The organism is Nitratidesulfovibrio oxamicus, assembly GCF_015731765.1.
GTDB lineage: Bacteria > Desulfobacterota > Desulfovibrionia > Desulfovibrionales > Desulfovibrionaceae > Cupidesulfovibrio > Cupidesulfovibrio oxamicus.
Map to the genome: position 1 here is coordinate 1 of NZ_VRYY01000661.1, position 11,950 is coordinate 11,950.

Consider the following 11,950-nt stretch of genomic DNA (forward strand, 5'->3'; position numbering starts at 1 on the left):
CCGCCCACCTGGCCAGCACGCTGCTGCTCTGCGCGGCGGCGGGGCTGGCCGCCCTGCTCTACGCACGGCGCCAGGGACCCGCGTGGGGCGCGCGGGGCATGTGGTCCACCGGCCTGTTCTGGGCGGGCCTGACCGTGGCCTTCGAATTCCTGTTCGGGCATTACGTGGCCGGGCACCCGTGGCAACGGTTGCTGGCGGACTACGATGTGACGGCAGGCCGGGCCTGGGTGCTGGTGCCGATGGCGCTGGCCCTGGGACCGCGCCTGGCCTGGGGGTGGTTGCGCGGCAGGGGGTGACGCGGCGCGGCGGGGGAGAGGCTTCCGTCATCCGCCGCACGCGCCCGCACACTTGCCGGGCACCCCGCAACTACACGGTGCGGGCCTTTTCGTAGGCAGGATAGAGGCGGCTTTCCTCGCGCTGGATGCGCATCTTCAGGGCAATGATGATGCGGCCAAGCTCGCGCGCAAAGTCCAGCCCGCCCGCACCCGCATCCGCAGCGCCCGCGCCGGCATCGTAGCGGGCAAAGAATTCCAGCAGGCTGCCGGAGATGGACTGCATCTCCGAGGCAAAGGCATCGGCCACGTTGCCAAGGTCGCCCTTTCCTGCGGCCTGCCGCAGCGCGGGGTACAGCATGGTGTCTTCCTTGCGCAGGTGGCGCGTCAGCAGTTCCTTGCAGGTGAACAGGCAGTGGCGGCCCTCTGCCGTGCCCAGCCCCAGGCGGCGGGCCTCTTCCAGGGTGTCCAGCAGGCGCTGGTGGTCGTCCTTGAGGTCGCGGATGAAATGCGCTGCGGTGATGGGGGCCATGGAGCGTCTCCTTGCGGAAATTGGTTCGGGGTGTTGTGGACGGCGCGGTCACATATCGCCCGTCCGATCCGCATATAGACACCACCCCGGACACCTTCCGTGAGCGCGGTCACATTCGGGCACGACTTTTTGCGAAAGAGCAGAAGGGCCGGAAGCGGTTTCCCGCAGCCCGGCCCTTGTCCTGATATTCCATGGAGATGCGTTGTCGATGCGTCCCCCCCCTCGCGCATGCCCTGCGCGTACTGCCCGCTCCGCCCGGCCAGCACGAATGCTTCCGCGCGGCGTCAGGCAAAAACCACCCCCGCGTCAGCCCGCATCGGCCAACCCAGACCCGAATCAGGGCGTGGCGGGAATGCCCAGCACTTTCAGGGCGTCGGCGATAGGGATGAACTGGTTTGCCCCCATCATCTCGCCGGATCTGCTCAGATAGGTCAGCACCGTTATGCCCACCACATGCCCATCACCGTCCACGAGCGGCCCGCCGCTGTTGCCTCCGAAAATCGTGGCGTCGCTGTGCAGCAGCCTGCCTGCAGGCGACATGCGGTAGCCACTGACGATACCCCGCGTGATGGTCCCTTGCAGGAACTCCCGGCCCGGAGCGCCCACGGGGAACACCTCTGCCCCGGTGGCCACGTCCTCCGTCTGGATATACAGAGGCAGCAGCCCCTCCATATCGGCCTTCAGCAGGGCCACGTCGCGGCGTTTGTCGCGTGCCACCACGCGGGTCACCACCGACGCTCCGTTCTGGAAGCGCACCCGCGCCCGTTCCGATTCTTCCACCACGTGGTAGTTGGTCAGTATGTAGCCGTCGTCGGTAATGACGAAACCCGAGCCGTGGCTGTCCCCCATCTGCACCAGCACGGCGGAATGGCGCACGCTGTCCAGCGGCACCCGAGGCGTGTCCGGCCCGGCCACCCGGACGCGCACGTCGGCCAGCACAGGCCGGGCCTCCTGCGCCTGCGCCAGTTGCGACGCGGCATACGCGGAACCGGGGGGCATGGTGACCAGCTTGCGGAACTCCTCGTCCGCCAGCAGCCCCCGCGTGGCATGGGCAAAGGCCATGCGCAGCACCTCGGCGCCGCCTCCCTCCGTGGCCGAGTCCAGTTTCCCGTAGCCGGTGGTTGTGCGCCGCAGCACCACCTGGCGGTCCACCGGCGAAAACACCTCCCAGTCCACCATCATGTTGGCCTCGCCCTTGCTGGGCACGGGGTTGCCCCAGTCGTGCATGGGAAAGCAGATGTTCTTGCGGATTTCCGTAATATTGCCGCCCACCCACAGGTTGGCCCGCGACCTCTCGGGGTCGTCGAACAAGGCGCGCGTGTCGCCCACCACCTTGAATCCGCTGCCGTCGGCCTCTTCCAGGAACACTTCGGCCAGTTCGTCGCGCGTCAGTTCGGCGCGTTCGCCCAGGGCGGTCGTGGCCTCGCGCGGGATGCACAAGCCGTCATAGGCAACCGTACCGAACACTTCGCCCCGACGCATCTTGAGGGTAAGCCTGTATATCGTGATGGGCTGGGCCTTGGCGTCCATCGCAAGGGGACGCAGGGCGGGTTCCGGCACGGGGTCCACCCGCACCTTCTTCATGCAGGCAACAAGCGGCAGGCAACAGAGCAGGAGCAGGCAGGCGAGAATGCTGCGACAACGCATGAGGAGCCTCCGCTGGGGGGGGAATGGGTTGCGCATTGCACCACACTTCGCCACGCCATTCAAGAGGGTCGATACAGACGGAACCGCAGAGCAGGGCATTCCCCCTGCAAACAACGCGAGCGCATGCGCCTTCCCTTCACCACGCGCGGCTGGTCCCTGGCTATGCCTGCCCCATTCCCGCGAACCATGCCTTCACGACAGCATGGCCGCAAAAAACCATGACGGATACGCCGCCAGAAATGATGCGCCACGTCCAGAATGTCGGCATCCATCATGATCGTCGCACCCAAAGGGAGCAGCATGTTTCCCCATGCGGACGCGATGCAGGAAACCCTTTCAAATGTTGCGCAATATCTCACTGCACTTTCATCACACTGCTCCGTGACATCTCGAAATGCGCATATCATCAAAAATACATTGCTCGCAAAAAATCGCATTTTGCCACGACGAAAGCTTCCATCAATTCACAAATACAATCATGGGATAGAATACGCATATGAACATTGAAACTCTACATACATGCGCTCTCCACATTAACAAACATAAAATGGATTAATCTTTATATTTATTTTTTACGCATAGTAAACACAATCAATACATTCATTAACCCTCCCCTGCCATGTCAGACATTGATGGCATACACATCACGCTTACAACTTTTCCCGGTAACCGTTTAAAAAACATGAGCATACATTCAGCGCCCGGCAAGCTTGAAAAGCCCTGCGCAACGCATTATAGCTAAAAAAAACAGCCAACTGCACACAGAAATACAGACAAGAGGCCCATGCCACGCCCCCGACGAACCGATATTCCGTACTTTTCGCCCCGGCTCAAGGCCAGGCTGCACGAAGCCCTGAACATGCGCAGCGTGTTCATCGAAGCTCCGTCCGGATACGGTAAGACCACCATCGCACAGAACTATCTGCGCGAACGCCTGCCCGAAGGCGCGACCTGGATCCGTCATGTCTGCGTCGAGGAATCGCCCCAGGCCGCCTGGCGACGCTTTTGCCAGACCATGAAGAAGGTCGATGCGCACACCGGCAAGACCATGCTGTCCTTTGGCCTGCCGGACGAGGACAGCGCGGGGCATCTGGCCGCGCTGCTGCGCGAACTGCCCTGCCCCGCGCCCTTCTGGCTGGTGCTTGACGATTTCCACCACCTTGCCCCCCATGTGCCTGCCCCGATCTGGAAGGCCTTTCTGGAACACGAAGCCGCTCACCTGCGGCTCATCGTCGTCACCCGGCCCGTTGCAACGCGCATCCTGCCCTATGAAAAGGCCGGCATCCTGCGCCTGAGCGCCGATGACCTTCGCCTGACGGAAACGGAGTCCAGGGAATATGCGACCAGGGCGGGCATTGCGCTCAACGAGGCGCAGGCGCAGGAACTGCACCGCCGCGCCGAGGGCTGGATCATCGCGGCAACGCTGTATTTGCGGCGCTGGAACGAGCGGGGGGCGTTTGCCCCGGCTTTCTGCCAGGCCCATGATTCAGGACTGGACGACCTGCTGCGGGATGTGGTCTGGGACAATCTGGACGAGGCGGGGCAGGAGTGGCTGCTGCGCCTTTCTCCCTTTGACGCCTTTTCCGCGGAGCAGGCCGCGTTTCTGCTGGGCACGGCGCGCCTTACCCAGAAAACGTGGGCGGCGCTGCAACACAATGCCATGCTCCGGCATGACCCTGCCTCTGGCTTGTACTATCCGCACAGCACGCTGCTGGATTTCACGCGCAGGAGATTTGCCGAACTGCCGGAAGAAACACGCCGCGACGCGCTGCTTGCCGCTGGCGACTGGTGCGCAAGGTCCGGCGACCTGGAGAACGCCTTTGTCTTCTATTACCGGCTGCGGGACTACGAACGCATTCTGGCGCTCGACCTTTCCGGAATGAAGGGCGAAGGCCTGCTGGACACGCCCGGCGTCGCCTATGTTCCCGCTATCAAGGACATCGCGGCCAACAGCACGCGGGCCATGAAGGCCATGCATCCGCTTTCCGCCATCGCGCTGGCCCTCGACCTGCTGTCCGCCAACTGCCACGAGGAATTCGGGGCCCTCTTCGCGGAGCTTGCCGACATCGTGGAAACGGAACCCTTTGCGACGGACCAGCGGAACTACCTGCGCGGCGAACTGCGCCTGCTGGAGTCCTTCACCTGCTACAACGACATCGCGGCCATGGGCGTGCGCATGCTGGACGCGCTGCAACTGGCGGGCAGGCAGACATCCCTGGTCCGGCTGGACGATTCCTGGACCTTCGGCAATGTGTCCGTGCTCTTCATGTTCCACCGCGAGGCCGGTCGGCTGGACGGTGAACTGGCGGACATGCAGACGTATTGCCCCCACTACCTTGCCCTGTCCGGGGGGCACGGGGCGGGCGGTCCAGAACTCATGGAGGCGGAATGCCGGCTGCACCGGGGCGATGCCGACACGGCGGAAATCTCCGGCTACACGGCCCGGCACCAGGCCGCCCTGCGGGAGCAGGCCAGCATCGTCATCGGGGCGGAATTTCTTCTGGGCAGGGTGGCCATGCTGCGGGGCAACGCCGCCGCCGTTACCGGCGCCATGGACAACATGGCCGACATCGCGGGCCAATTCCCGCAACGGGCCAACCGGATGGCGGCGGACATGGCCCGCTCCTTCCTGATGAGCCTGCTGCACCAGCCGGACGAGATGGCCCCCTGGCTGCGCGAGGCCACGCCCGGTTCACTGGCCAGGCGCTTCTTCGTTCAGGTGCTCCCCTTTGCCGAACTGTGCCGCGCCCGCTATCTGCTGCTGTCCGGCAAGCCGGAATTGCTGCTTGGCGAAAGCGAAGCGGCCCTGGGTCTGGCCACCGCCCTCGATTATTCCCTGGCCCTGACCTACGGCCATCTGCACGTTGCCGCCGCATGGTCCATGTTGGGCAAACGCGACGCCGCCGCAGATTCCCTGCGTGCCGCCCTGGCCCTGGCCGTGCCGGACGGCCTGCTTTTGCCGTTTGCGGAATGCTGGCCCTGGACCGGCCCCCTGCTGAAAAAAATGCGCCCAGGCGTGTGCCCGGAAATGCCCCCGGCATTTGCTTCGGATGTGTTCTCGCTGGCGGAACGGCTGGAATCCGGGCGGCGCGCCATCGCAGGCACGCGGCACTCCGCCCGGGGCCGGTTCGGGCTATCCCGGCGCGAAGACGAGGTGGCCCGCCTGATGGCGGATGGCCTGTCCTACGGGGAAATCGCGCAGCGCCTGTGCATCAGCCTTAACACGGTGAAAACCCACCTCAAGAACGCCTACCAGAAAGTCGGAACGTCCTCCCGGTCAGACATGAAGCGCCTGCTGTCGTGAAAATCACCCGAAACGGGTGATGCCGCAAAAAATGCCCGATGCTAGCCACCTAGGCTGCATCGGGCATTTTTGCGTGCCTCGACCTGTTGAAAAAAGCGCCCGCGACACCTCAGGAGGCTTCCATGTTCTCGCCCTTTCCCCCACGGTCCGCGCATGCCGCCACAAGGCCCCCCCGCGCACGCTACCTTTCCGTACCGCAACTGGTCACCGTGGTGGGCGTGGCCCTGCTGGCCCTGCTGGCCCTGAGCGGGCCGCTGCGGGCCGCCAACACCGGCGGCACCGAGCAGACAGACCCGTACAACCCCGGCATGAACGCCTACGTCGGCCAATACGACACGGCCCCGGCCGGCTCCGGCGACGCCACCAACGGCAACGTCGTCACTGACAGCGGGTACACCGGCAACGTCTACGGCGGCCAGAGCACATTCAACATCGCCAGCGACAACACCGTGACCCTGACCTCCGGCACGGTGACCGGCACCGTTTACGGCGGCAACAGCGGGGCCGACAGCGCCGTACGAAACACCGTGACCCTGCACGACGCTCAGGTCGGCGGGTACATCTTCGGCGGCTATGTCCTTTCCGGCACGGGTGAAGCCACGAATAACATCGTGAACATCTACGGCGGCACGATGGACAGCGTGCTAGGCGGCGCCTCTGCCGCTGGCAGCGCCCTGGGCAACATCGTGACCATAAATGGCCTGGGCAGCGCCGGGAGCCCGTCTGGCACCGTGGTGAACTACGACGTCTACGGCGGCTTCGTGAACAACGCCGCCGACGCCTCCATCACCGCATCCCACAACACGGTGACCATGTCCGGCGGCACGGTGAACGGCAGCATCTACGGCGGACGTGTCGACTCCGGCGCGGGCAGGGCCACGGAGAACACCGTGACCATCTACGGCGGCACGGTGGGGAACGTGTTCGGGGGCTCCACCTCCTCCGGCCGGGCCACGGAGAACATCGTGAACATCCTTGGCTACGTGGAGACGAGCGACATTTCCGGAGGCGTCGTCAGCTCCGGCTCCGGCGATGCCTCGTCCAACAGCGTGACCATGGTCCTCGGCACGGCGGACAACATGTACGGCGGCTTCGTCGCATTCGGCACCGGCTATGCCGCGGGCAACAACGCGACCATGACCGGCGGCACGGTGAGAAAGATCTACGGAGCCCGCACCAACACCGGCGATGCCTCGGCCAACAACGTGAACATCTCGGAAGGCACCGGCAACACCACGCAGGTGAGCAACGGCGCCTACGGCGGTTATGTCGGCAGCGGCAGCGGCTATGCCTCTCGCAACACCGTAAGCATCAGCGGCGGCGCGGTGAACGGCGTGTACGGAGGCTACGTCGGCGGCACCGGCAATGCCGTGAGCAACACCGTGGACATCTCCGGCGGCACGGTGGGCAACGTTTACGGGGGCCTCGCCAACGATGGCGGCACCGCCACCGGCAACACCGTGATAATTCGCGGCGACAGCACGGTGGTGACGGACAACGTAACCGGCGGCAAAGCCGCAAATGGCGGCTCCGCCACAGGCAACACCGTGGAAATATCCGGCGGCACAGTGAACGGCGACGTCTACGGCGGCCTGTCCGGCATGGGCAGCGGCGGCAGCGTCACGGGCAATACCGTGCGCATCAAGGGCGCTCCCACCTTCGGTTCAACCACAATTCTCCGTGGTGGCTACAGCTATGCCGGTCCTTCCGGGACCGACGACGTGCGCACCGGCAACACGCTGGAAACATGGACCAAGGACATCTCCGTGTACAAACTGGAAAACTTCCAGAACCTGCACTTCTACCTGCCGTCCACCATCGCCGCCAATGACACCGTGCTCACGGTGACCGACGACAGCGGCGTGGATATCCGCACCCCCACCGGCAAGCCCGCCACCACCGTGGGCGTCGGCATCGTGGGCGGCGGCACGCCCCTGGCCGCAGGCGATACCGTGACCCTGATCAAGGCCACCGGCGCAGGCGGCCTGACGGCTGACCCTACCCTTGCCAACACCACCACGGGCATGCAGGGCATTTCCACGGCGTATGCGTTCACGCTGGGCGTGACAGGCGGCAACGCCCTGGAGGCCACGGTGAGCGCGGTATCCGACAGCCATGAGGGTATCCGCAAGTCCCCGTCCGAAGGACAGGCCGCCGGGGTGGCCGCCCTGACACAGGGGGCCGACCTGGCGGGCGGGCAGGGCATGACCAGCGCCCAGCAGTCCGCCCGCGCCGCCAGCGCGGGCGCAGCGGCGCAAGGCGGCTGGGGCGGGTTTGGCTCCTCCTCAGGCGGCATGTCCACCTATGCCACGGGTTCGCATGTGGACGCGCGGGGCGTGTCGCTCATGCTGGGCCTTGCCAAGCGCTTCGGGCTGGATGGCGCGGACCTGGTGGCCGGGCCGTTCTTCGAGGCGGGCGTGGGTTCGTACGACAGCTACAACGACGGCCCCGGCGGCGACGATTCCATTCACGCCTGGGGCGACAGCAACTATCAGGGCGGCGGCCTGCTGGCACGGCTGGAGGCCACGCAGGGCATGCTAGAGGGCCTGTACGCGGAAGCCTCGGCCCGCGCCGGGAGCCTGCACACCACCTACCGCAGCGACGACCTGAACCCCGCCCTGGGCCGGGCCTCGTATCAGACCACCTCCGGCTATGTGGGCGCGCACGGCGGCCTTGGCTACGTGTGGGAACTGGACGAGACCACCGACCTCGACATGTACGGCAAGTACTTCTGGACCCGCACCGAGGGCAGTTCCGCAACCGTCCTTGGCGACGACCTGGATTTCGACGCGGTGGACTCGCAGCGGCTGCGCGCGGGCGCGCGCCTGAGCCACAACCTTACCGCCAACATCCGTCCGTACGTGGGGGCGGCGTGGGACCACGAGTTCGAGGGTTCGGCACGCAGCACGGTGAACGGGCAAAGCGTGGCCGCTCCGTCGCTGGCCGGAGACACGGGCGTGGGCGAAGTGGGGCTGGTGTGGAAGCCTGCCGAGGACAGCGGCTTTTCCGTGGACCTCGGCGCACAGGGCTACGTCGGCATGCGTCAGGGTTGGAGCGGCGCGCTGCAAGTGAAGTACGAGTTCTGACGCATTCCAGAGAGATCACGTCAGTATCACGACCCGCCGCAGCGCACGCTGCGGCGGGTCGCCTTCGTTACGACGATCCGGAAACCGCCTGCAGGACGCAGAGAGCACCTCGCTGTTTATACTTGCAGGTGGGCCATCCCCTTATGTTAAGATACCGACAGGTCAGTCACGAACACGCAAAGCTCGAGGATAATCATGAGATTTCTCCGCCAGTTCGGCATCACCACCCGGCTTGTCGTCCTCTCGTTGCTGGCATTCTTCTTCATCGGCGCCGCAGGCACGGCAGGCTGGATGGGGGCGCGCATCATACAGGAAAACCTGAAGGACGTTTCCAACGTCCGGCTGCCCGGCCTGAATTTTCTGATACAGGCCGACCGTGACCTGCAACAGTTGCTGGTGGCCGAGCGTTCACTGCTGTTCGCAGACCCTGCGGACAAGAAGCTTATCGACAGACTGAAGAAGGAATACGAAGACAACCTGCGCCAGTCTGACGAACGCTGGAACAAGTACAAGAAGCTACCCCTGGACGACGCGGCAATACCGCTCATTCCGCAATACGACAGCGCGCGCACCGCATGGATGCCCCTTTCGCGCGCGGTGGTGGATGCCGCTCTTTCCGGCGACCCGGCGGCGCGCCAGAAGGCCGCCGCAAGCTCGCTGGGCGGAACGGGCGTGAAGTTCGAGGCCATGCGCGAGGTCATCAACCAGCTTACCGAAATCATCGAAAAGGCGGCCAAGGCAGATAACGAAGAAGCCGACGCCAGTTACAGCGACACCATGTTCCGGCTGGCCGGGGCCACCATTCTGGCGCTGCTGGTGCTGGCCGGATTCGCCATCGCCATCACCCGGTCGGTCACCGTGCCGCTGAACCGCACCGTTGCCTATTCCGAAGCCGTATCGCGCGGGGCGCTGGAAGAATGCCTGACCGTGGATGCCCGCGACGAGGTGGGCGTGCTGGCCGAATGCCTGTGCCGCATGGTGTCCACGCTGAAGGACAAGATCGGCGAGGCCGATTCCCGCTCTGCGGAGGCCCGCGCCGAATCGGAACGGGCCAGACAGGCCTCTGCCGAAGCAGAGGCGGCCACACGCCGGGCCGAATCTGCCAAGCGCGAGGGCATGTTGCAGGCCGCCGACACCCTGACCGGCGTCACCGGCGTGCTTGGCTCCGCCTCCGAGGAACTGGCCGCGCAGATAGAACAGGCCAGCCGGGGCGCGGAACACCAGATGCAGCGCGTCTCGGAAACCGCCACGGCCATGGAAGAGATGAACGCCACCGTGCTGGAAGTGGCCCGCAGCGCAGGCGAGGCCGCCAGTTCCGCCGAAAGCGCCCGCGACAAGGCCTTGAGCGGCCAGGACGTGGTGCGCCAGGTGGTGGCGGGCATCGGGCAGGTGCAGCAGACCGCCGACCAGCTCAAGGTCGACATGGGCGAACTGGGCCGCCAGGCAGAGGACATCGGTCGGGTGATGACCGTGATCAACGACATCGCCGACCAGACCAACCTGCTGGCCCTGAACGCCGCCATCGAGGCGGCCCGCGCCGGTGACGCGGGACGCGGATTCGCCGTCGTGGCCGACGAAGTGCGCAAGCTGGCCGAAAAGACCATGCTGGCCACCAAGGAGGTGGGGCAGGCCATCGCGGGCATTCAGGGCGGCACCCGCCGCAACGTGGGGCATGTGGACGACACGGTGCAGCACGTGCAGCAGGTGACCCGCCTGGCCACGGAGTCGGGCGAGTCGCTGGGAGTCATCGTGAACCTGGCGGCCTCGGTGTCGGACCAGGTGCGGTCCATTGCCACGGCCAGCGAAGAGCAGTCCGCCGCCAGCGAGGAAATCAACCGATCCATAGAGGACATCAGCCGGGTTTCCGCCGAATCCGCCGAGGTGATGCGCCAGTCCGCCGCCGCCGTGGCCGAGATGGCCCAGCAGTCGCACGTGTTGCAGGAGCTTATCCGCAAGATGCGCGAAGACGGGTAGGGGCTGTTTCCCGTTTTCCTTGCCAACGAACAGAAATCCTGATCGGAAACAGCCTCCGGGAGACCGGACGCCCCCCGCAGGGGGCCATCCCCGCGTCCCGCCATGGCACCTGCCATGGCGGGACGCGTCGTTTTTCCCCGGAAGGGGGCGGCGCTACTGCCCGGCGGTCTCGCGCTCCCACGCGGCCATGCATTCGGCCAGCCGTGCAAACCCTTCGCCTCCGGCGGGGCGGCGGCGCACGTCCAGCACGTCGTGCAGCTTGCGCACCTGGCGCACCATCTGCTCCAGCCGTTCGTCCTCGTCCACCAGCAGCCAGATGCGGCTCACCTGGCCGCCGTTCACCGGGGTGCACAGGATGGCCTCGACGTTGAAGGCCCGCCGGGCGAACAGCCCGCACACGTGCGACATGACGCCGGGGTGGTTGTTCACGGTCAGGCGCAGGGCCACCAGCGTGCGGGCGTCCGGGGCCAATGCGGTGGGGCAGGCGGGGCGGGGCGAAAGGGGCTGCGCGTCGTGCGGGGCGGTATCAGGCGTGGACATGGCGGTCTCCGGTGGCTTCGGCATGGGTGTCGCAATCGTCGGCATCTTCGTGCAGGGCGTCGCCCGGTTCCGGCTCGCCGCCGATCATTTGCAGGTTGTCCGCGCCGGGGGGCACCATGGGGTACACGTTGGCCCCGGCGGGCACGGTGACCCGGATCAGGCACGGTCCGGGCGCATGCAGGGCATCGGCCAGATCGCGCAACGGCTGCTCGCTGGCGTCCAGATCCACGGCGGGCACGCCGAACCCTTCGGCAATGCGCGCAAAGTCCACCTTGCGCCGGTACGCGCTGGCCACCAACCGCCCCTCGTAGAACAGTTCCTGCTGCTGGCGCACCAGACCCAGGGCATTGTTGTCGGCCAACAGGATCTTGACGTTCACCCCTTCCTCGGCGGCGGTGGCCAGTTCCTGAATGTTCATCTGCAGGCTGCCGTCGCCGGTGAAGCACAGCACCGTGGCCTCGGGCCGGGCCAGCGCCGCGCCGATGGCGGCGGGCAAACCAAACCCCATGGTGCCAAGACCGCCGGAGGTCAGCCAGCGGCGCGGGCCGCGCAGGGGATAGGCCTGGGCGGTGCGCATCTGGTGCTGGCCCACGTC

Annotated in this window: 8 protein-coding genes; 4 read left to right on the top strand and 4 right to left on the bottom strand. The window is 65.8% G+C overall.

Annotated features, from left to right (window positions below):
- Nucleotides 1-296 (top strand): hypothetical protein (locus FVW20_RS16945; protein WP_196610511.1); only part of this gene is annotated, 296 nt, incomplete at its 5' end.
- 70 nt (nt 297-366) lie between these two features.
- On the opposite strand, the gene FVW20_RS16950 is transcribed toward FVW20_RS16945, so the two are convergent.
- Both FVW20_RS16950 and FVW20_RS16955 read right to left on the bottom strand, forming a co-directional pair.
- A complete protein-coding gene (locus tag FVW20_RS16950; RefSeq protein ID WP_196610512.1) occupies nt 367-804 on the bottom strand; it encodes a hemerythrin domain-containing protein in 438 nt (145 codons plus the stop codon).
- A 336-nt stretch (nt 805-1,140) separates the two neighbouring features.
- A complete protein-coding gene (locus tag FVW20_RS16955) occupies nt 1,141-2,451 on the bottom strand; it encodes a S1C family serine protease (RefSeq protein ID WP_196610513.1) in 1,311 nt (436 codons plus the stop codon).
- A 784-nt stretch (nt 2,452-3,235) separates the two neighbouring features.
- Here FVW20_RS16955 and FVW20_RS19870 point away from each other — a divergent pair.
- The 3 genes from FVW20_RS19870 to FVW20_RS16970 all read left to right on the top strand — a co-directional run bounded on the left by FVW20_RS19870 (nt 3,236) and on the right by FVW20_RS16970 (nt 10,815).
- Nucleotides 3,236-5,755 carry a LuxR C-terminal-related transcriptional regulator gene (locus FVW20_RS19870; RefSeq protein WP_231039202.1) on the top strand — a complete coding sequence of 840 codons (2,520 nt, stop codon included), beginning with the start codon at nt 3,236-3,238 and terminating at the stop codon, nt 5,753-5,755.
- Between the two features lie 122 nt (nt 5,756-5,877).
- Complete coding sequence (locus FVW20_RS16965) at nt 5,878-8,841, top strand: beta strand repeat-containing protein (protein ID WP_196610514.1); 2,964 nt, start codon at nt 5,878-5,880, stop codon at nt 8,839-8,841.
- Nucleotides 8,842-9,036: 195 nt separating this feature from the next.
- Nucleotides 9,037-10,815 (top strand): methyl-accepting chemotaxis protein, encoded by a 1,779-nt coding sequence (locus FVW20_RS16970; protein WP_196610515.1) that lies wholly within the window; start codon nt 9,037-9,039, stop codon nt 10,813-10,815.
- Nucleotides 10,816-10,968: 153 nt separating this feature from the next.
- On the opposite strand, the gene ilvN is transcribed toward FVW20_RS16970, so the two are convergent.
- Nucleotides 10,969-11,355 carry an acetolactate synthase small subunit gene (gene ilvN / locus FVW20_RS16975; RefSeq protein ID WP_231039203.1) on the bottom strand — a complete coding sequence of 129 codons (387 nt, stop codon included), beginning with the start codon at nt 11,353-11,355 and terminating at the stop codon, nt 10,969-10,971.
- Nucleotides 11,342-11,950: thiamine pyrophosphate-dependent enzyme (locus FVW20_RS16980; RefSeq protein ID WP_231039204.1), on the bottom strand; the 609-nt coding region annotated here is incomplete at its 5' end. The genes ilvN and FVW20_RS16980, both read right to left, overlap by 14 nt.

Bases quoted from the DNA above. Each gene is read 5' to 3' on its own strand.
- FVW20_RS16955 (WP_196610513.1), bottom strand. From the start codon at position 2,451: ATGCGTTGTCGCAGCATTCTCGCCTGCCTGCTCCTGCTCTGTTGCCTG.
- ilvN (WP_231039203.1), bottom strand. From the start codon at position 11,355: ATGTCCACGCCTGATACCGCCCCGCACGACGCGCAGCCCCTTTCGCCC.
- FVW20_RS19870 (WP_231039202.1), top strand. From the start codon at position 3,236: ATGCCACGCCCCCGACGAACCGATATTCCGTACTTTTCGCCCCGGCTC.
- FVW20_RS16965 (WP_196610514.1), top strand. From the start codon at position 5,878: ATGTTCTCGCCCTTTCCCCCACGGTCCGCGCATGCCGCCACAAGGCCC.
- FVW20_RS16950 (WP_196610512.1), bottom strand. From the start codon at position 804: ATGGCCCCCATCACCGCAGCGCATTTCATCCGCGACCTCAAGGACGAC.
- FVW20_RS16970 (WP_196610515.1), top strand. From the start codon at position 9,037: ATGAGATTTCTCCGCCAGTTCGGCATCACCACCCGGCTTGTCGTCCTC.